At 38.0% G+C, this 19,729-nt stretch carries 20 protein-coding genes and 1 pseudogene; 9 read left to right on the top strand and 12 right to left on the bottom strand.

Translation table 11 applies throughout. The features are described 5' to 3' along the window. The first annotated feature begins 640 nt into the window (after window positions 1–640). Window positions 641–1,198 carry a recombination mediator RecR gene (gene recR, locus FFR48_RS14605; protein WP_228051973.1) on the top strand — a complete coding sequence of 186 codons (558 nt, stop codon included), beginning with the start codon at window positions 641–643 and terminating at the stop codon, window positions 1,196–1,198. A gap of 86 nt (window positions 1,199–1,284) precedes the next feature. On the opposite strand, the gene FFR48_RS14600 is transcribed toward recR, so the two are convergent. From FFR48_RS14600 to FFR48_RS14570, 7 genes are all read right to left on the bottom strand, one after another. Beyond that, entirely contained in the window at window positions 1,285–1,848 is a 564-nt protein-coding gene (locus FFR48_RS14600; RefSeq protein WP_137667862.1) for a gamma-glutamylcyclotransferase family protein, read from the bottom strand. Between the two features lie 70 nt (window positions 1,849–1,918). Beyond that, window positions 1,919–2,302 carry an SMU1112c/YaeR family gloxylase I-like metalloprotein gene (gene gloA2 / locus FFR48_RS14595; protein WP_137667864.1) on the bottom strand — a complete coding sequence of 128 codons (384 nt, stop codon included), beginning with the start codon at window positions 2,300–2,302 and terminating at the stop codon, window positions 1,919–1,921. 34 nt (window positions 2,303–2,336) lie between these two features. After that, window positions 2,337–2,768, bottom strand: a complete 432-nt coding sequence (locus FFR48_RS14590) for a HEPN domain-containing protein (RefSeq protein ID WP_137667861.1) — start codon at window positions 2,766–2,768, stop codon at window positions 2,337–2,339. Then, entirely contained in the window at window positions 2,765–3,379 is a 615-nt protein-coding gene (locus tag FFR48_RS14585; RefSeq protein ID WP_137667860.1) for a hypothetical protein, read from the bottom strand. The genes FFR48_RS14590 and FFR48_RS14585 overlap by 4 nt, the downstream gene beginning before the upstream one ends. 205 nt (window positions 3,380–3,584) lie before the next feature. Then, window positions 3,585–4,862: a vWA domain-containing protein gene (locus FFR48_RS14580; RefSeq protein WP_137667859.1), complete on the bottom strand. Its 1,278-nt coding sequence runs from the start codon at window positions 4,860–4,862 to the stop codon at window positions 3,585–3,587. Then, complete coding sequence (locus FFR48_RS14575; protein ID WP_137667858.1) at window positions 4,859–6,115, bottom strand: vWA domain-containing protein; 1,257 nt, start codon at window positions 6,113–6,115, stop codon at window positions 4,859–4,861. Before FFR48_RS14575 ends, FFR48_RS14580 begins: the two co-directional genes overlap by 4 nt. Before the next feature lie 1,328 nt (window positions 6,116–7,443). Continuing rightward, on the bottom strand, window positions 7,444–9,519 hold the full coding sequence (locus FFR48_RS14570; protein ID WP_137667857.1) for a bifunctional serine/threonine-protein kinase/formylglycine-generating enzyme family protein: 2,076 nt from the start codon (window positions 9,517–9,519) through the stop codon (window positions 7,444–7,446). Window positions 9,520–9,959: 440 nt separating this feature from the next. Between FFR48_RS14570 and FFR48_RS14565 the strand changes: the two genes are divergently transcribed. The 3 genes from FFR48_RS14565 to FFR48_RS14555 all read left to right on the top strand — a co-directional run bounded on the left by FFR48_RS14565 (window position 9,960) and on the right by FFR48_RS14555 (window position 12,039). Next, entirely contained in the window at window positions 9,960–10,622 is a 663-nt protein-coding gene (locus FFR48_RS14565; RefSeq protein ID WP_096571908.1) for an ATP-dependent Clp protease proteolytic subunit, read from the top strand. 89 nt (window positions 10,623–10,711) lie between these two features. After that, on the top strand, window positions 10,712–11,305 hold the full coding sequence (locus FFR48_RS14560; protein ID WP_096571907.1) for an ATP-dependent Clp protease proteolytic subunit: 594 nt from the start codon (window positions 10,712–10,714) through the stop codon (window positions 11,303–11,305). 95 nt (window positions 11,306–11,400) lie between these two features. Next, window positions 11,401–12,039: a J domain-containing protein gene (locus tag FFR48_RS14555; protein ID WP_137667856.1), complete on the top strand. Its 639-nt coding sequence runs from the start codon at window positions 11,401–11,403 to the stop codon at window positions 12,037–12,039. A gap of 207 nt (window positions 12,040–12,246) precedes the next feature. Here FFR48_RS14555 and FFR48_RS14550 read toward each other — a convergent pair whose 3' ends face one another. Then, window positions 12,247–13,575, bottom strand: a complete 1,329-nt coding sequence (locus FFR48_RS14550; RefSeq protein ID WP_137667855.1) for an aromatic ring-hydroxylating dioxygenase subunit alpha — start codon at window positions 13,573–13,575, stop codon at window positions 12,247–12,249. Between the two features lie 61 nt (window positions 13,576–13,636). On the opposite strand from FFR48_RS14550, the gene FFR48_RS14545 reads away from it, so the two are divergent. The 3 genes from FFR48_RS14545 (at window position 13,637) to FFR48_RS14535 (ending at window position 15,774) form a co-directional block, all read left to right on the top strand. Further along, a complete protein-coding gene (locus tag FFR48_RS14545; protein WP_137667854.1) occupies window positions 13,637–13,897 on the top strand; it encodes a MoaD/ThiS family protein in 261 nt (86 codons plus the stop codon). A 193-nt stretch (window positions 13,898–14,090) separates the two neighbouring features. Further along, complete coding sequence (gene thrC / locus FFR48_RS14540; RefSeq protein ID WP_096571904.1) at window positions 14,091–15,395, top strand: threonine synthase; 1,305 nt, start codon at window positions 14,091–14,093, stop codon at window positions 15,393–15,395. A 103-nt stretch (window positions 15,396–15,498) separates the two neighbouring features. After that, complete coding sequence (locus FFR48_RS14535) at window positions 15,499–15,774, top strand: MoaD/ThiS family protein (RefSeq protein ID WP_137667853.1); 276 nt, start codon at window positions 15,499–15,501, stop codon at window positions 15,772–15,774. Window positions 15,775–15,948: 174 nt separating this feature from the next. Here FFR48_RS14535 and FFR48_RS14530 read toward each other — a convergent pair whose 3' ends face one another. Together FFR48_RS14530 and FFR48_RS14525 are read right to left on the bottom strand one after the other, a co-directional pair. After that, window positions 15,949–16,938 carry an adenosine kinase gene (locus tag FFR48_RS14530; protein ID WP_137667852.1) on the bottom strand — a complete coding sequence of 330 codons (990 nt, stop codon included), beginning with the start codon at window positions 16,936–16,938 and terminating at the stop codon, window positions 15,949–15,951. Window positions 16,939–17,118: 180 nt separating this feature from the next. Next, on the bottom strand, window positions 17,119–17,478 hold the full coding sequence (locus tag FFR48_RS14525) for a hypothetical protein (protein ID WP_137667851.1): 360 nt from the start codon (window positions 17,476–17,478) through the stop codon (window positions 17,119–17,121). A 123-nt stretch (window positions 17,479–17,601) separates the two neighbouring features. Between FFR48_RS14525 and FFR48_RS14520 the strand changes: the two genes are divergently transcribed. Then, window positions 17,602–18,057, top strand: coding sequence for a DUF2996 domain-containing protein (locus FFR48_RS14520; protein ID WP_137667850.1), 456 nt, complete (start codon window positions 17,602–17,604; stop codon window positions 18,055–18,057). Between the two features lie 205 nt (window positions 18,058–18,262). Here FFR48_RS14520 and FFR48_RS14515 read toward each other — a convergent pair whose 3' ends face one another. Further along, entirely contained in the window at window positions 18,263–18,589 is a 327-nt protein-coding gene (locus FFR48_RS14515; RefSeq protein ID WP_137667849.1) for a type II toxin-antitoxin system HicB family antitoxin, read from the bottom strand. A 268-nt stretch (window positions 18,590–18,857) separates the two neighbouring features. Continuing rightward, window positions 18,858–19,519 (bottom strand): annotated as a pseudogene (locus tag FFR48_RS30580) (Uma2 family endonuclease). 8 nt (window positions 19,520–19,527) lie between these two features. Here FFR48_RS30580 and FFR48_RS14500 point away from each other — a divergent pair. Then, on the top strand, window positions 19,528–19,729 hold a 202-nt coding region (locus FFR48_RS14500; RefSeq protein ID WP_137667848.1), incomplete at its 3' end, for a hypothetical protein.

The following is a 19,729-nucleotide window of genomic DNA, read 5'->3' as shown; positions in this document are numbered from 1 at the left end:
AATTCTTGTGGGTAGACATACTTCGACACGCTCAGTATAAGTCTTGTCTGCCCTTAAACCCGGATGGGCTAAAACGTCGATTTAGTAATGCTAGGTAATCTGTTTTTACCTTAGACCTGTCCGAAAATTAAATATGCGTTTTCTAAAACCCTTGTAGAGACGTTCTATAGAACGTCTCTACATTAATTCCCGGAAATGTCTCTTGTAGGGGCGAAGCATTCGGACAGAATATGAACTGGTTTCACCGATAGGTTATCACCCGAATGCTTCGCCCTTACGATTAATGAATCGGTGTTCTAGAAGCCCATCCCACAATATTAGACCTCTCCGAAAAAGATGTAGGGACAATTCATGAATTGTCCCTACCAAGGGTTTCAAGTTACGCTTATGTAATTTTCGGAGATGTCTATTGGATAATCTATTTCTTGGAAGTCCCTAAAATGGCTTTTTTCATCCTGTTAATCCTTTAATCCTGTACTTTGACTTACTTCGACATAGCTTGACTGCGCTCAGTAACCAGACATCCTGATTCAGACAGTTTCTCCAAAACTCCCCAAAAATGTCATCATAGTAAAGTTGAGAAAATACTGGAGATAAAACTACGGTTTACGCACGTCCTTTAGCCCGGTTAATTGAACAACTGCAACGCCTTCCTGGGGTGGGTCCAAAATCTGCCCAGCGTCTAGCGTTGCATATTTTGAAGCGTCCAGAATCTGAAGTGGAAGCTTTAGCACAAGCATTGATTGATGCTAAAAAACAGGTAGGTTTGTGTCAAGTCTGCTTTCACCTCTCATCTGAACCTGTATGTGATATCTGTCGCAACCCGAACCGGGATAATCAAACTATTTGTGTAGTTGCAGATTCCCGTGATGTGATAGCTTTGGAAAAAACCCGCGAGTATAAAGGGAAGTATCATGTTTTGGGTGGGGTAATTTCGCCGATGGATGGTATTGGCCCAGAACAGTTGACGGTTCAAGCTTTGGTAAGGAGAGTCAGTCAACAAAAACCCCAGGAAGTAATTATGGCTATTAGTCCCAGTGTGGAAGGGGAAACCACTACATTATATATAGGTCAGCTACTCAAACCGTTTACCAAGGTAACGCGCATTGCTTTTGGTTTACCTGTGGGTGGTGATTTAGAGTATGCTGATGAAGTGACACTGGCTAGGGCTTTGGAAGGAAGAAGGGAATTAGATTAGGAGTAGGGGCAAACCCCCCGTGGTTGCCCCAGGAGTCAGGAGTCAGAAGAATAAATAATTATCAATTATCAATTATCAATTATCAATTACTTTTTTTGATGCTTATGTTGCTGTTGTAATTGGTGCATTTTATTAAATAAATGCCAACAATATTCTTCAGGTAGTCCACAGGTGATTGCACCCCTTAGCACAACGTTAAAATACCAATCATTAGGTGCAACTTCTTCTTCTAATTTGTTCACTACTACATAAGTACGAACATTATTATATATTTGATCTTTGTGGTGAATATCTACTATTTCATGACGATAGAATTGTTGGGAAACACCTTCACGTTGATCGAGATTTTCGCTGAGTCTCCAAGGTAACTGATAAAGTACACCTGTGACTAAGGATGTAGAATCATTGACTACATCTAAAACCCCACATTTACGCAGGGGAGAATAACCATAAAATCTGAGTTTATATTCTTTTAATATAGCAGGTCCAATGACATAAGGGTATGTATTTTCACCAAGCGATCGCTTTAAATCCACTGGACACATACAAGAACCATAGGCAAAATAATAAAATGTTGGTTCTGTCTCTACCTTTGCAGGATTTTGAGGTTGTACCCAAATGTGGTTTATTTGTCCACTGTGATTACTCATATTCCTTCTTTATATGATAATATAAAAATGGTATTACGTTAATGATCATAAATGATCATATTCAATATATTTATAGTTCGTAAATTTCTAATGGTAAATTATCTGGGTCTTTAAAAAAGGTAAATTTCTTGCCTGTAATTTCATCCACTCTGATATTTTCCACTTCGATATTTTGAGAGGTTAAATAATTCACACTTTCTTCAATATTCTCAACTGCAAAAGCAAGATGTCTTAAACCACAAGCTTCTGGTTTACTAGGTCTTGCGGGAGGGTGAGGAAAGGAGAATAATTCAATTTGGGTATTTCCTACTTTTAAATCTAGTTTATAAGAATTTCTCTCTTTGCGGAAGGTTTCATGAATAATCGGAAAACCAAGAATGTCAACATAAAAATGTTTTGATTTTTGGTAATCTGAACAAATGATAGCGCTGTGATGAATATTTAATATTTTTATCATAAATTGCTTTCTTCTATTCTTAAAAACAATTCTATAGTTTTTTGCCACTGGTAAACTTATTCAATAAATCAATTACCTTTTTGGCATCCTTAATCGCTTGTTTTGCTTTAGAAATAAGAGTATTAGCAGCTATATAATCTTCATAGTCAACTTCACACCTCAGAAGACGTAACCGCTCTAAAATTTCTCCTAATTTTCTAAAATCACGGTTTTTAGTATAACTCTTTAATTCTGTAATTACATATTCATGTACACTATATTTAAGGGTTTTTAAATTATCATATCCTTCAAAATCTCGTAAATAGTTTCTAGTTAAACAGAAAGCAGAGTAATACGCCCTACTAATACAAGCGCGTATTTTCGCTTCATTAATTGATGCACTATTTGCCTGATTTGAGGTATTAATTACTTCATTATATAAAGTTTCTGCAACCTCTAAATAACTTAACCAATCAAATTTCATTCAAAGTCCAAATGAATACAAAGATTTACAGCAACCCCTAATGAAGCATCTATCCACCAATTTTCATCCAATTCATCTAGTTGATTTAGAGCTTGATCAACAGATTCTGAACTAGCACAGATAGAAAGTACCAGTTTCTCCCATTGAGGAGATTCAGGATCAACGTACAACTTTAATCTTAATTTCTCACTTGGGAAATACTTTCTTATTTGTGGATGAGCTTCTAGCAGCACATCTATCAGGTTTGAATGCTTTTGCAAAAACCTGTGTACATCAATAACATTTTCTACTCTGTAAAAGAAACTGATTTTGCTTAATTTATGAGTCCATCCCGTCTCTTCTAAAAGAGGTTTGTGTAGTTGTATAGATATTTCCTCTATTTGTGCAGATAATTCCAATACTATGCTATCTATATTTACAAAGGGGTTAACTTCAGTGATTGCATTCACTAATTTGTTAAATAAAATTTCATCTATTTTGATAATTAAATTAATGCCTGATTGATATTGTTGTGGAATCCTTAGAGTTTTCATAATTTTTATACTTGATATGTGTTGCTGATTGCAATTTACTAAATTAAACAAACTCAAATAATCTTGTATTTGAGCCAATAGAGGTGTTAGTGAAGTGCGGAATTATTTTATTATCATACACTGAAAACACCTTCATAGGTTTACATTTTTTACCTTCTGAGCATGAGCAATCAAATTATAACTAAACAAAGAATATGTGTGAAAATTTTAATATAAATTAAACGGGAGATAGGTGTTTTTTTAGTCGGTAGGGGTCTAGCATTGCTAAACCCCTACTTAATTACTACCCTAAAATCGTCTTTGATGCAATCCTGGTTTTCTTGCGGTCTGCTTCCGAAAGTTCTTGACCGGCTTGCAGACGAGTAGCAGAAGTTTGCAATACGGTTGCGGCATTGGTATCACCAATTTGTAAAGCAGTTTTCGCTGCTGTTTGCAACATTGTGACTGCACCTGTGCGATCGCCTTGTTCTAATTTTGCCTCTGCAATCTGAGTTTGGCGATATTTAGCTAATACCAAAATTGACTGTGACACCTGGGTATTTAATGCTGGTTGGTAAGTCTGAGTAATATTAGCATATATCGGCATCAGGGAAGAAAGTAAACTCTCTTTTTTCTGTGCTGGATCATCGTAGCGAATCTGAATATGTCCAATGACTTGTTCACCTTCTGGCAATTGTCCCAAATAAATATTCGCCAAAACTACCCTTTCTACATCTTTCATTAAATCACCCAAACGAATCACAAAGCTACCATTAGCTTCTGTTTCCACTGGTAACTCAATGGTTTCTGGGGCAACTTGGGCGACTGGTTTGAGTTCTGCTAACCGCACACCAGGAACGAGAGACAGCAATAAATGGGCATTGGTTAAGCCCACAGATTGAATGCGTTTAAACAAGCGTTTAAACTGGTCCACAGCTTGGTTAGGAGTCTCAATATAAGCGAGAGTACCACCACCAGCATCGGCGATTTTTTCTAGTAAGTCCTGATTCCAGTCATCACCAAAACCAAAGGTGTTAATGGTGATATTTAATCTGGTGGCTTTTTGTGCTAGTTGCAAACAACGGTTGTTGTCATTTGATCCTATCTGCCATTTCCAGATTTTTAACCCGTTATCACCATGACCATCTGTGAGTAGAAAAGCTTGGGAAACAGCACCTTTTGTTCCTTTGAGCAATTCTGTAATTCCCAAAGATAAACCTTCACCAATAATAGTACCGCCTCCAGCTTTCAGACTTTTGTGTAACTGGGTTTTGATGGTTTTGGGGTCTTGAACGATTTGGTTAGGGATAATGACCTCAGCAGTACCCGCAAAAGCCACAATTGAGATCCTGTCTCCGGGTTTGAGTTGATCTAATAATTGTTCCACTGCCTGAATCACTGTGTTCATAGCTTCGCCGTGCATAGAACCGCTTTTATCGAGAATCAGGCATAAATTCACGGGTATACTAGAATCAAGCTCATCAGCAATAGCCGAAATGGAAATTTCTAGTTGACGCTGGTTAGTAGTTTGGGTTGCGTCAACGTTAGTATCATTTAGTGCCGATAATAATTTAACTTTCATGTAGGAGGAGCATCCTGCAACACAGTTTTTGAGACAATTCTGGTTTTCTTGCGATCGCTCTCTGATAGATTTTCACCTGCTTGTAAACGAGTAGCTGAAGTTTGCAACACCGTCGCTGCACTAGCGTCACCCATTTGTAAAGCTGTTTTGGCGGCGGTTTGGAGCATGGTGGCCGCCCCAGCGCGATCGCCTTGCTGTAATTTTGCTTCCGCTAACTGGGTTTGGCGATACTTGGCTAAAGCTAAGATTGACTGCTGCACCTGGGGATTGGTACTCGGTTGGTAAGTGCGATCTACATTCACATAAACTGGCATATTGAGGGAAAATAAACCAGCTTGATCCAGTGCGGGATCATCGTAGCGTACTTGCACATTAGCGATCGCCTGTCTACCTTCTGGCAACTGTCCCAAATAAATATTAGCCAAAATCACCCGTTCCACATCTTTCATTAAATCCCCTAATCTCACTGTAAACCGTCCATCTGGTTCTGTTTGTACAGGTAATTCAATTGTCTCTGGAGCGACTTGAGCTACAGGTTTTAATTCTGCTAATCTCACATTCGGCATCAGGGAAAATAACAGGTAAGCGTTTGTTAAACCCACTGTTTGCATCCGAGTAAACAGACTATTGAACTTATCCACCGCTTGTTCAGGGCGTTCAATATGTGACAAACTTCCTAACGCTGCATCCGCAATTTTCTCTAAAATATCCTGATTCCAATTGTCTCCAAACCCTAACGTATTTAAGGTTAAATTATAGTCAGACGCTAATTGAGCAAATTTCAAGCAGCGATTATTATCACCATGTTCATTTTCCCCATCTGTCAGTAAAAAAGCTTGGGAAACAGTATCTTTTTTACCCTTGGCTAACTCTTCTATTCCCAAACGTAACCCTTCATCAATTGCAGTACCCCCATCCGCAGAAAGACGATTAATTTGCTGTTTGATGTAATCTCGCTCTGCAATTACCTGATTAGGCACTAAAACCTTCGCACGATGGTCAAAAACCACAATACTCAGTCTATCCTGCTCACTGAGACGGTCAACCAACAAACAAGCCGCCTTTTTCACATTATCCAGCGATCGCCCCCGCATCGAACCACTATGATCTAATATTAAACATAGATTTAATGGCACACTAGGATCTAAAGTTTCCCCAATCGCCGAAATCGAAACCGCTAACTGACGTTGACTACTAGGTTGATTCGAGTCTACACAAGCATCATTTAAATGAGGTTGCAAGTTAACTTTCATAAAGTCATTTTCCTAACGACATTATCTATATCTATTTATAAATAACTTCAATCTCCAGTTAACAGAGTACGGAAAACAGATAAAGGAGGCAGGAGGCAGGAGGCAGGAGGCAGGAGGCAGGAAGGCAGGAGGCAGAAGGCAGGAGGCAGGAAGGTTTACCTCGTCTCTCGTCTCTCGTTTCTCTTGTTCCCAGTCTCTGACTGGGAATGTGAACATAGAGGTTCTACCTCTCACCCAACACCTTAACAATTCTTAACTCTATTTTCCCCCAAAAATCCCAAAAAAGTTTCAGCACCTTTTTTTACCCCTAAATTATTGAGAATACTTGCGAATGACTCAACGTATTTTCAAGGGTCTTGACTTCTGAGAGGGTTGTGTTATGATAGGTTTTAGAATAATCCAAGGGTGTCGTATTGTCTAAATCAGGATATCCAGGATTACCGGATTTACAGGATAAAAACGCAGATAAACGCAAATGATCTGAATCATGATTAGACCTCTCCGAAAAAGATGTAGGGACAATTCATGAATTGTCCCTACGAATGGGTTTCAGGTTATGCTTATTTAATTTTCGGACAGATCTATTTAAATGATTTAAGAATTTCTAGGATACGATTTAATGATGGTTGGTTATTTTTGAAGGCTTTTTTTGTCAGAATCAGGATAACCAGGATTATAGGATTTACAGGATGTTATTTAATGATGGTTCGTTACGCACAAGTTATGGAAGGAATGAACCACCATCACCGGAGGTGTTCCCGCAGGGTAGAAACGAAGGACACCAAGGGAAGAGGTTTTAGAGAGATTTTCTGTTTTCATCCTGTTCATCCTTTAATCCTGGACATCTCCACCACATCTGTGATCTTTTAAAGTCAAAATCATATACTGAGTCTATAAACACCAAACTAAAATCCTATCCTGTTCATCCTTTAATCCTGGACATCCTGATTCAGACGAAAATCTATTTCCCGCAAAGGCACAAAGGAGCAAAGGCGCAAAGAAGATATCCTGTACATCCTTGAATCTTAGTTTTAACAATCTGCGTTCATCCGCGTTCCTATCCTATAAATCCCTAAATCCTGATGCGGACAAATATTGACATCTAATAAATATATATGATATGTTAAAACTTAAGTAACTCAAATCATATAACATCAAACCAAAATCCTATCCTGTAAATCCTAAAATCCTGTACTTCGACTTCGCTCAGTAACCAGATATCCTGATTCTGACATATTAAAAACCGTAAAAAAAATTGAACGCCTGACGGCGAGGAAAAAGGGAAAAAAGAAAAAGTGTAGAGGGTAAAAGGGTAAGAGAGTAAAGAACTAAAGAGTCCTTGCGCCGGAAACTACCAACCGAAACCCGAGGTAGTTGCTTCTGCGGTCTGGGTTGAGGTAGCTGTAACGATACGCATAACGGCAATAGCTGGGGCTGCTGCCCCAAGAAACACCACGCAGCACCTTACTTTCGCTTTGGCTTGTCACAGCACCATCATCTGTAGGCGCGTTATTATAGTTATCTACCCAATCATCCAAACACCATTCCCAAACATTGCCGTGCATATCATACAAACCAAAAGCGTTAGGGGGAAAAGTTCCTACATCTGTGGTTTGTTGACGATACTCACCTTTAGGAGCAGAACCATAAGGGAAATTACCATCATAGTTTACCAGATCAGTGGTAATACTTTCACCAAAATAAAATGGTGTGGTAGTTCCGGCTCTACAAGCATACTCCCATTGTGCTTCGCTTGGTAATCTGTAGGTTTTTCCTGTTTTTTGGCTTAACCGTTGACAGAATGTAACCGCATCATTCCAATTAACTCTTTCTACAGGACGTTTGTTAGTGAGCGTGGTTGGTGAGCGAAGTCGAACCAAAGTCGAACCACCATCTTTAAACTTAGAAGGGTTATTCCCTATGATTGTTTCATATTGCTTTTGTGTTACTAGATATTTCCCGATAAAAAAACTGGGAACAGTTACTTGACGTTGGGGACCTTCATTTGATGCTCTATCTTTCTCAGTTTCCGGTGAACCCATGAGGAATGTTCCCCCTGGTATTTCCACCATTTCTAAAGTCACACCATTTCCCAAGTCTTCGGTAAAATATCGCGCTGAGGAGTTGCGTCGGTTGATGATGCTTCCGGTGGAGTCGGTGGTGACAACTTCAAAATTAAAGGTTGAGAGGGAGTTTGAGGAAGTTTGATTTTCAGAAGTTTGATTTTTGGGAGTTGGTGTATTTGAGGAAGTTTGATTTTCAGAAGTTTGATTTTTAGGACTTGGGAATAATAAATTTTGTCCTACAACAGCAATAGTCACACCACCAACAAATAAGCTGGGATAAACCAAGAAATTTCTCCGGGTGATAATTGTAGGTTGAGGAAATTGATTTTGGAAAGATTGATTTTGAGAACTTCCCGATTTTTGCAAAGATTGATTTTGAGAAGATTGATTTTGAGAACTTCCCAATTTTTGAGAAATTGGAGGTTGGGGTGGTTGGGGTGGTTGGGGTGGTTGGGGTGGAGTCTGTAAAACCTGCAAAAGTTTATCAGATGACTGATAACGATTTTGATATTCTGTCTGTAATAACTTATCTAAAATCTTACCTAACTCTACACTCACAGGTTGCTGTAAATGAACACGCCATTTTTCTACCCAACCATAACCTTGAGTTTTCCATAAATTCCAAGGATGCACCCTTGTCATTAAATGAAAACAAGTTGCACCCAAACTAAATAAATCACTCGCTGGATAAACTTCCCTATCTTCCATCTGTTCTAAAGAAGCATAACCATAACTTCCGATGATCGTACCTGGACGCATTGTACCCTGAAGTTGCTTAGATGCCCCAAAGTCAATCAAGAATAATTTTCCATCACTGCGACGACGCATAATATTTTCCGGTTTAATATCGCGGTGAATGATTTTTTGATTGTGAACTATTTGCAGAACTGGTAAAATCTCCAGCAACAATTTACGAATTTTTCTTTCATCAAAAGTTTCACCATTCGCTAACTCAATTAATAAATTTTCTCCATCAATAAAATCTTGAATTAAATATAGATATCCATTCTCCTCAAAATATGCCTGAAGTCTAGGAATTTGCGGATGTTGCAGTTGTTGTAATCTTTTAGCTTCTTCTTCAAATAACTCTGTTGCTTTTTTTAAAGCATAGGTATTTTGCGTTTGCGGTGCAAGTTGTTTGATAACACAATTTTCCTCAAATTTATCAGTATCTTCTGCTAAATAAGTTTTCCCAAAACCTCCACCCCCCAAAGGTTTAACCGGACGGTAATGGTTTCTAAGGATAACTAAAGGAATGCCACAACTAGGACAAAACTTTGTCGTATCTGCTACGGTTGGATTATGACAGTCTGGGTTTAGACAGCATATTTGATTCATGGGAGAGTTCTGGTAGATACGTTACATTTTAGAACATATACAAAAATATACTCGCTAATTTCCCAATTAGGTAATAAATTATCTATAAATTATCTATAAATTATCTATTTCCTCACGCCAAGACGCAAAGGCGCAAAGAATATATCCTGTACATCCTTTAATCTTGATGCTGAGAATCTTCGTTCATCTGCGTTCCCAACTCAGGCTGTTAAAAACACCATATATATTGCGCCCACAGATTCCCACTCATAACATAAGTGTACAACAGTATTCACGGCTTGTCAAGTCCAAAAACAAAATAAACAGAAAAAGCATAAAAAATGTATTGGATGGCTTCCAATCCCCAATCATCTACCTAGAAATCCACACCCTTTAATTATTTTGCGATCGCGCTAGGATGTAATACAGTTAACGGCATAGTTTTAGGCGATTGAGATTCTATGGAACATTTTCCCATCAAAGCTGTACAAGCTGCCTATTACGGCGAAAATTCCTACCGCACACCACCCCCAGACTTACCTTCCCTGCTATTAAAGGAAAGAATAGTATATCTGGGAATGCCATTAGTTCCTGCGGTTACAGAATTGATCATCGCTGAACTACTATTTTTACAATCCGACGACCCAGAAAAACCCATTAAAATCTATATCAACTCTACTGGAACATCTGGTTACAGTGGCGAACCTATCGGTTTTGAAACCGAAGCCTTCGCTATTTATGACACCATGAAATACATTAAGCCTCCCATCCACACCATCTGTATTGGTTCAGCAATGGGTATGGCTGCTATGTTGTTAAGTGCTGGGACAAAAGGTTGTCGTGCAAGTTTGCCTAACTCTAGTATTATCCTGCATCAGCCTAAGAGTTACGCCCAAGGGCAAGCTACAGATATTCAAATTCGTGCTAGAGAAGTTTTGGCAAACAAAGCCTCAATGGTGGATATTCTGTCACGCACCACAGGACAAGCACCAGAAAAAATCACCAAAGACATGGATCGTCTATTCTACATGACTCCTTACCAAGCCAAGGAATACGGTTTAATAGACCGCGTGTTTGAAAAAGAAGAACTCGCCAACCCCCCACTTCCTGCAAGTGTGCTTTAAGAAGGTGACTGGTGATTGGTGACTGGGGATTAGGTGATTAATCTACCCCCATCTCCCAATCTAAATAAACTACAAATGGAGTCGTAAAAATGCCTATAGGTGTGCCTAAAGTTCCCTACCGGATGCCCGGAGGACAATATACAGATTGGATTAGCATTTATGACCGTCTATACCGGGAAAGAATCATTTTCCTGGGCAGAGATGTCGATGATGAAATTGCTAACCAAATTATTGCCGTTATGCTTTATTTGGATTCCGATGATCCAGGTAAAGATATTTATTTGTACATCAATTCCCCCGGTGGGATGGTGACATCTGGTTTGGCAATTTATGACACCATGCAACACATCAAATCTGATGTTGTCACTATTTGCGTGGGTTTAGCAGCTTCCATGGGATCTTTCTTATTAGCTGCTGGTACTAAGGGTAAACGCCTAGCTTTACCTCACTCCCGGATCATGATTCACCAACCTTCCGGCGGTACTCGCGGACAAGCTTCTGATATTGAAATTGAAGCTAGAGAGATTCTGCGAATTCGTAGCCAACTGAATCAGATTTATGCTAATAACACTGGTCAAGCTTTGTCTAAAATTGAGAAAGACATGGATCGGGATTTCTTTATGTCTGCTCAAGAAGCCAAGGAATATGGTTTAATTGACCGTGTGATTGAAGAACGCATCTAAACAGGGCAAAATAAATTCAAAATTCAAGGTTAAAAATTCAAAAGCATCTTAACTTTGAATTTTTGATTTTGAATTTTGAATTGGAGCAAAGCAACATGGATATCGGAGATTGCTACCGTTTATTGGGGTTAAGGTCAGGAGCTTCTTTTGCTGAAATTAAAGCGTCTTATCGGCGACTGGTACAGCAATATCACCCCGATCTCAACCCAGATGATGAAAAGTGTAAAGAAAAATTTATTGCCTTGACGGAGGCTTACAAACTCCTGCAAACGGTAGTACCACCTGAGGAAATAGCTGTAAAATCACATAGTTCATCCTCTTTATCCTCTTCATCCCCTTCATCCACTTCATCAGTGTTTGAGGATAGTTCTACCCAGGTAGCATCCCCACCGTCAGTATCAACAACAGTAATGCCTCATCCACCAACATCAGAAGATATAGAGGAACGGTTAAAGTGGAAGACTTATGAACAGTTGCAGCGGTTTTTACAGGAAAAACGTTTTCCCCAAGCGATCGCTCTGGTTGAAGCTTTAGCTGCTAGATTACCTGGGGATATAGAAGTCAAACAATGGCAAGCTATATCTTATCAAATTTGGGGACGGGCGCTAATTGCCCAAAAACAACTGCCAAAAGCCAGAATTTATCTAAAAAAAGCTATCAAGACAGATCCCCACAATAAAGCTCTGTTTAACGAAGTTCAGCGCGATTTTGAACGGTTAGGGATTAAGTTTTAGAAGTTGATTGTTTAGAAAATTTACCCCAAGGAAATTATCAACTAGAAATTAATGGTCAATCTGCTGGTAATTTAACTGGTAATTTAAAATTAGATGAATCCTCAGAACCTTTCCAAGAATTAAATCTAAAACAATAAATTTTAGTTCGTAGTAAGCGATTTATCGCTTTAGTTCAATGGTAAGGAGTCAGGAGTCAGGAGTTTTGAATTATTTATGGGCATGAATATAATCAACAAAGTAGAATTTAGGAATCAGCCAAAGTTTCAACCAAGTATAAATTCCCATTCCTAAAAGTGCGGTAATTATTAAGGGTAAACCCACTTTTAGACGGAAAGCATCAGGAAGAATTGCCACCCCAGATACAACTATGACAAAATAAGCTAAAAGTCCTATTTGCAAACGTTCTAAATTTTTAACTGTGGTTCTACAACTGCTACAATGTTGAGTATGTTGTTGATAACGATCCAACATCACCAGTCTATCATCATTGATTTTAGTTTCTGTATCCTTAATTCCCACCTCACTCCAAGGTAACTGACCATGACAATATTTATCAAACCAAGTCCTAAACTCAATTACTAATCTATCTGCACTGGTAGGTAATTTATAAGCTGTTTTCCAACTTTCCCTTTCTTGTTTTTGCTGCAACAAATATTCTTGCTGATTTAACAAAATCATATCACCATCTAACACCACATTTCTATTAGTGATATGATCCCACCAACGGGGTGTTAAATAATGAAATGTTTTCGCAAAATTACGACTAAATTGACCAACAATTCTCGATTTTCCTGGAGATACAGGTACACAATAAACTATCAGTCCTAATTTCTTTTCTGTCTGACCCAGACTAATCGCATATTCTAAACGACAAGGTGGTTCAAAAGTGATTGTTGTTGGTAAACCTCTAGGAATGGAAACTTCAATTAAATCAATTGTTGATTTAATTATATTCATAGTTATGGGTTGTGATTTGTCTCGATTACCTTGTACTCCATGATGAGCAAAAGGAACATGACTAGGATCAGCTACATTTTCTACTAATGTCTGCCAATCATACTCTAAATCACGGACTATAGAAGTCCAAACAAATCCTTTACTAGCGTCTATTTGTGGTGATAAAGGTAAAGGTGTCTTTGCTGCTAGTTCGGGGGTTTTCGCATCTGGCCACACCCAAAGTAAGTCATTTTCCTGACGTACTGGTAAAGAAAGGACACAGAAATTTTCTTGATTTTTGGTGACAATTTCGGTATTTTCCGCTTGGGGAATGTGAGTACAAATACCTTGATCATCAAATTGCCAACCATGATAACTACACATTAAATTACCTGTTTTGTCATCAATACGACCTTCGCTTAAAGGTGCTAAACGGTGAGGACATTGATCTAAAAATACCCGGTAATTTGCAGATGATCTAGGTTTCCAAATTACTAAACGTATTCCTAACAATTTTACCGGGGTGGGACGTTGTGGATCAAGGTCTTCAATTGGTGTAAGAGGATACCAGTGCTGAAAAAAGTTAAATTCGGCTTGCATTCTATTTCTTGTAATAATTCAATTAACCAGGGCGTGAAAAAAATTTGAGAACAATTATTGTATGTCTGAATCTGTAATTTCTGTAACCGTTAAATTGTTCGCTGCTTATCAAGAAGCTTATGGACTTTCGGAACTAATGCTGGAATTTCCTCATGGTACACCAGTCAAAGCTGTATGCGATCGCCTCATATCAGAACACCCAGAACTGAACCAATGGCGTGATGTTACCCGCTATGGCATTAATTTAATCTTTGTTGCACCCGACACCCCTCTCAAAGATAGTGATGAAGTCGTACTTATTCCCCCCGTTAGCGGAGGATAATTTTAGATTTTAGATTTTGGATTTTAGATTGATCCATTCCTACTTACTGTCACCTGTCACCTGTCACCTGTTCCCTGTTCCCTGTTCCCTGTAACCTAATATCCGACTATTTTTGTCGGGTATGTTTGACGAGTATTTTGCCTCGTGTTAGTATTTTTTTCACAGTTGACGGATATACGGGGAAAGCTAGTTTATGACTCAGGCCATCGCAAACTTAAACAAAGCCAACACTTCCATATTGAAAGCACTCAAGTGTAAAGAATGTGGTGCAGAATACGAACTCCAAGCTACTCATGTTTGTGAGTTGTGCTTCGGTCCATTGGAAGTTAAATATGACTATGATGTTTTGCGTCAGTCTGTCAGTCGAGAAACTATTGAAGCTGGTCCTAATTCAATTTGGCGTTATCGTCAATTTTTACCCGTTGCTACCGACAACTATATAGATGTGGGAACAGGGATGACTCCCTTATTGCGTTCTCATCGTCTTGCCCGTCGCCTGGGTCTAAATAAACTTTATATTAAAAATGATGCCGTAAATATGCCCACCCTGAGCTTTAAGGATCGGGTGGTGTCTGTGGCACTGAGCAGAGCTAGAGAATTAGGTTTTACAACTGTTTCCTGTGCTAGTACCGGCAACTTGGCAAATTCTACCGCTGCGATCGCTGCCTATGCTGGTTTAGATTGCTGTGTATTCATTCCTTCTGACTTAGAAGCTGGTAAGGTATTAGGTAGTTTAATTTACAGTCCCACCTTAATGGCAGTCAAAGGCAACTACGATCAAGTAAACCGCCTTTGTTCAGAAGTTGCCAATACACACGGTTGGGGATTTGTCAATATTAATCTTCGTCCTTATTATTCCGAAGGTTCTAAAACATTAGGTTTTGAAGTTGCAGAACAACTCGGTTGGGAACTACCAGATCATATAGTTGCACCTTTAGCTTCTGGTTCATTGTTCACCAAGATTTATAAAGGTTTCCAAGAATTTACCGAAGTTGGTTTAGTCGAAGGTAAAAAAGTTCGCTTTAGTGGCGCACAAGCAGAAGGCTGTTCTCCAATTGCTACAGCCTTCAAAGAAGGAAGAGACTTTATTCAACCAGTAAAACCGAATACAATTGCTAAATCCATTGCCATTGGCAACCCAGCAGATGGGGTTTATGCTGTAGAAATCGCCCAAAAAACAGGCGGTAATATTGAATCAGTAAATGATGCAGAAATTATCGAAGGTATCAAACTGTTAGCAGAAACTGAAGGTATATTCACCGAAACCGCAGGTGGTACAACCATCGCCGTGCTGAAAAAATTAGTAGAAGCTGGTAAAATTGATCCAGATGAAACTACAGTTGTGTACATCACTGGCAACGGTTTGAAAACCCAAGAAGCGGTACAAGGTTATATTGGTGAACCTTTGACTATTGATGCCAAACTTGATAGTTTTGAACGGGCGTTAGAAAGATCCCGCACTCTTGATCGCCTAGAATGGCAACAAGTTCTTGTTTAGTTAATGTCATTGGTAAATTACAATTAACCACTGACTTTAGGGGTTGAGCAATGCTAACCCCCTACCAACTCTCACTTGAAAACTAAAAACTAATCTTTAGACTATGGCCGTAACAGTTCTAGTTCCCACTGCGCTGCAAAAATTTACAAATAATCAAGCTGTCTTAGAATGCAGTGGTACCAACATTGCTGAATTATTTGATTCTTTAGAGCAAGTTTGTCCAGGTATTAAGTCGCGTTTATGCAATGCAGAAGGACAACCAAATCGCTTCTTAAACTTATACGTTAATAGCGAAGACATCCGCTTTTTAGGTGGAACAGCAACACCCTTAAAAGATGGTGATGAAGTGAGTATTGTTCCTGCTATTGCAGGTGGTTAAAATTAATATTCAGCAGTCAGCAGTCAGCAGTCAGCAGTTAGCTAAATAATACTCCTATCCCACTGTTAAATTACCTATAATTTTCATAACTTATCCCTTCAGGGACGAAATATAGGTAATCTTTATAGGTAATCTTTATAGGTAATCTTTGAGTGGGAAGGGAGCAATTAACCATTAAACAGTTAGCAACGCTTGTAAATCCTCAACTTTTAATCTTGGTCCGTAGGTTGTAACTACTTGAGAAGCTGCGGTAGATGCTAATTTTCCTGCTGCTTCATAACTCATACCGTGGGTGATACCATAAAGAAAAGCTCCTGCATACATATCACCTGCACCCACTGTATCCACAGCATGAACTTGAGGTGCGGAAATTTCAATTAATTTTTCCCCATCAAAGACTATAGAACCTTTAGGACCACGAGTAATAGCAAATTTCTGGCTGAGAATTTTCAGTTTATCTACAGCTACCTGAAAATCTTCTGTTTCTGCTAAACCTAACGCTTCACTTTCGTTAGCAAAAATAAAGTCTAAACCAGGTCCGATCATATCTAATAAACCATCTTTGAAAAATTTTACCATGTTGTAATCCGATAAGGACATGGTGGTTTTAACTCCGGCATTTTTAGCAATATCTCTAGCTTGAATAGCTGCTGCTTTACCGGTGGGAGATGTAACTAAATAACCTTCGATATATAAATATTCTGAATCTGCGATCGCCTCTGGAACTAATTCTTGACTCGAAAATTCTCCTGTTATTCCCAAAAATGTATTCATGGTACGATCAGCATCAGGAGTAACTAATACTAAACATTTACCTGTAATTCCTGATTGCAAATCAGCATTTTTTAGGTTAGTATCTACCTGACAATTGAGTAAATCTTGAATATAAAACTCTCCAAATTCATCATTAGCAACTTTACAGGAATAAAAAGTTTTTCCTCCTAGTTGACTAATAGCCACTATTGTGTTTGCTGCTGAACCTCCACAACTTTTATGACAATGAAGATTTTTGAGATTGTCTAACATAAGATTTTGACTATCTTCATCTAGTAGTGTCATTACACCTTTATCAATGTTTAACTTTTCTAGCAACTCTGGAGATACTTCATATTCTATATCTACCAAGGCATTACCCACACCATAAACATCATATTTCTTACCCATTTTTAGCTCCTCACAAATTATTCTTTGTTATCTTATATCATGTCTGGTTGAACACTTATTATATCTGTTGAGGCTGGTAATTGGTAATTGGTAATTGGTAATTGGTAATTGGTAATTGGTAATTGGTAATTGGTAATTGGGTTATTAACTTCCTCCTGACTCCTGACTCCTGCTATATGTTCATCTGTGTTGAGTTAGTTGTTGTTGCCATTGTTGATAATTTTCGATATTATTTAAGACTATTTTCTGATAGGTTTCATTAATTAAATCAATGTTTAAAACCTGACCAAAATTATTTTTTCTTGTCACATACCAAAATTCCTTACCTCTGTTTGTATAATCAGTTCCGGCTTTAATTAATCCCGGTACAAAAGTACCAGGGGCGCGTAAATCTTTCAGTGTTTTTGGTGGTAGGTCTATGGTGACAGAGATAATATGATTTAGGGGTATTTGCCAAAGTTTGTGAAAGCGAATGGCTATAAGTTGTTCTGTTAAAGTAAATTCTATTTGCAAAGAGTTGTCTACAATACTTAATTCCATGATTCTTCCTTTTGATTACCAATCACCTCTTCCCCAATCACCAATTACCAACGCCAAGAATATGATATGTAAAAATAAGAATGACTGACTATAGCACAGTTAGATAAAGGATTGACCTGAGCAATGGCAGAAGAAACCAATCAAAATCAAGCAGAAACCGAAAAACCCGCTGCTGCTAAACCTGCGGCCAAGAAAGAAAAACCCCCCGCAGTGGAAGATAAACCGTTTGAAGAGTTTATGCAGCAACATTATTTACCAGCTTTACAAAAGGCGATCGCAAATGAAGGAGTACCAGATGCACAGCTAAATTTTGCCAAGCAGAAGTATCCTATTATTGGCTTTGACTCAGCGGAAGAATGCTGGCAAATTATTGGTTCTTGGCAAAATGGACAAAAACAGTTTAACGTCTATTTCCCCGATGCAGACATTCAAGGTAAAAAGGGTTTTTCCTGTAACGAAGGTAAAAAACCCAGTACCCTAGAGTCATTCTTAATAGATGAGCGCAAAATTACCCTTGATTTATTGGTATCTCGCCTAGTTTACCGTTTAAACGGTCAAAAATGGCTAGGTAGAAATTAATTATCAATTGAGAATTGACAATTGATAATTGGTGTTGTATGAGTGCCTTTTGGTGCTACATTTCGTGGAAATGGTAGGTAACGACTCCAGTGATGGGGTCGTTGTCTATTCGTATATAGCCGGATTTTAGCATTTCTTTTAGGATTTACAGGATAAAAACAGGATTTTTATTTTTGGGTTTTAATTAATTGGAATTTAGATAGTTTCAAGATCCCAGTTTATAACTTACATAACGATTCAAACTGACATTTTCTTCTGCTGCTTCTATTGCTAATTTTCGATGAAGTTCAGGAGTAATACGAACTTGAAATTTACCACTGTAGGTTTTTTCTGCAATAGGTTCTGGAATTTCTTCACCATTAGCTTCCATATCTAATACTATATCTTTGACCAAATTCGTAATACCTTCTAAAGCCAAATTACGATTTTCATGGAGATAAGATAAGCTAGGAAATTCAGCACATAATCCTACAAATTCTTGATCTTCACTTGACCAGGTAATTTTATATGTGTAGTGGTCGTAGTTAACCATTTTCCATTCTTTTCTTGAATGTTAACTCTTGGATCTCCAAACCAAGGTGTTTTATAGACACAATGACTTGTTCCTTGCTGTCTAGGTTCTCCGAAATAATGATTACAAAGTTTTACTAAATTAAATCAGTAAATTTGACATCTTTAGGATTATTTTTTATTTCAGCTAAAAGTTTTTCAATTTGTGCCATAGAAAAATTATAGTACCACTATTGATACTATGTCAAGGAATATTCTGGAAATCCCAATTCCTTCATATTTATTGATAATTAACTAAAACTCAACCAACTAAATACTTCTTTTACCGTCAATTCTAAATTAACACCTTCAACTATTGGCAACTGATCCTCACCGTCATATAAATCAATTTTTTGCCCAGGAAACACAGCTAAAACACTTTCTTCTTCTGGGTTCATTAACCAAACTAATTCTGTACCATTGCGGGAACAATGTAATAATTTAGTTAATACCTTTTTTTGTTGTTGTTCTGGAGAAAGTATTTCTATTAAGCTGTTACACAGCTAAATTGTATAATCCTAATATTCTGAACTCTTGTTTAACAGGCAAGATGCCTGTTCCACTTATACAAATTAAATGCACAACAGCTTACCCAGTCAGGATGAATTTCAAAACGGTTGTTAATTTTCCCTGATGCGGTTTTAGGTATTCTGTCCCAGCGAAATACAGCTATATCCGGTACAATAGTATCTCCACCAAAAGTACAACGTAGTTCTGGGAAAGCATAGGCAATTTTTTGTGTTTCGGCTAATTGGTTAATAGTAGTACACAATTTAATCTGTAGAAGGCTGTGTTCACCCTGTGGCATTGGTTTTTGTATAATTTCCCCGTTGATAAATTCTGATGCTGGTTTAGTTTCTGGTAATTTCAGAAATTCATCTAGAGTAATTTGGCGTTCTTTTGTTATAGTCATAGTTATTAATGAATAATAATCTTCATTATATCATTAATAACATAAATTTGACAAAAATTACCAATTACCAATCACCAATCACCAATCACCAATTACCAATTACCAATCACCAATCACCAATCACCAATCACCAATTACCAATTACCAATCACCAATCACCAATCACCAATTACCAATTACCAATCACCAATTACCAATCACCAATCACCA

The organism is Sphaerospermopsis reniformis (assembly GCF_005402885.1).
In the GTDB taxonomy this organism is placed as follows: Bacteria; Cyanobacteriota; Cyanobacteriia; order Cyanobacteriales; family Nostocaceae; genus Sphaerospermopsis; species Sphaerospermopsis kisseleviana.
The sequence above is the reverse complement of the archived record's forward strand: the minus strand, read 5'-3'. Positions and strand labels throughout refer to the sequence as shown.

Bases quoted from the DNA above. Each gene is read 5' to 3' on its own strand.
- FFR48_RS14600 (WP_137667862.1), bottom strand. From the start codon at position 1,848: ATGAGTAATCACAGTGGACAAATAAACCACATTTGGGTACAACCTCAA.
- FFR48_RS14590 (WP_137667861.1), bottom strand. From the start codon at position 2,768: ATGAAATTTGATTGGTTAAGTTATTTAGAGGTTGCAGAAACTTTATAT.
- FFR48_RS14580 (WP_137667859.1), bottom strand. From the start codon at position 4,862: ATGAAAGTTAAATTATTATCGGCACTAAATGATACTAACGTTGACGCA.
- FFR48_RS14575 (WP_137667858.1), bottom strand. From the start codon at position 6,115: ATGAAAGTTAACTTGCAACCTCATTTAAATGATGCTTGTGTAGACTCG.
- FFR48_RS14570 (WP_137667857.1), bottom strand. From the start codon at position 9,519: ATGAATCAAATATGCTGTCTAAACCCAGACTGTCATAATCCAACCGTA.
- FFR48_RS14565 (WP_096571908.1), top strand. From the start codon at position 9,960: ATGGAACATTTTCCCATCAAAGCTGTACAAGCTGCCTATTACGGCGAA.
- FFR48_RS14560 (WP_096571907.1), top strand. From the start codon at position 10,712: ATGCCTATAGGTGTGCCTAAAGTTCCCTACCGGATGCCCGGAGGACAA.
- FFR48_RS14555 (WP_137667856.1), top strand. From the start codon at position 11,401: ATGGATATCGGAGATTGCTACCGTTTATTGGGGTTAAGGTCAGGAGCT.
- FFR48_RS14550 (WP_137667855.1), bottom strand. From the start codon at position 13,575: ATGCAAGCCGAATTTAACTTTTTTCAGCACTGGTATCCTCTTACACCA.
- FFR48_RS14545 (WP_137667854.1), top strand. From the start codon at position 13,637: ATGTCTGAATCTGTAATTTCTGTAACCGTTAAATTGTTCGCTGCTTAT.
- thrC (WP_096571904.1), top strand. From the start codon at position 14,091: ATGACTCAGGCCATCGCAAACTTAAACAAAGCCAACACTTCCATATTG.
- FFR48_RS14535 (WP_137667853.1), top strand. From the start codon at position 15,499: ATGGCCGTAACAGTTCTAGTTCCCACTGCGCTGCAAAAATTTACAAAT.
- FFR48_RS14530 (WP_137667852.1), bottom strand. From the start codon at position 16,938: ATGGGTAAGAAATATGATGTTTATGGTGTGGGTAATGCCTTGGTAGAT.
- FFR48_RS14525 (WP_137667851.1), bottom strand. From the start codon at position 17,478: ATGGAATTAAGTATTGTAGACAACTCTTTGCAAATAGAATTTACTTTA.
- FFR48_RS14520 (WP_137667850.1), top strand. From the start codon at position 17,602: ATGGCAGAAGAAACCAATCAAAATCAAGCAGAAACCGAAAAACCCGCT.
- FFR48_RS14515 (WP_137667849.1), bottom strand. From the start codon at position 18,589: ATGGTTAACTACGACCACTACACATATAAAATTACCTGGTCAAGTGAA.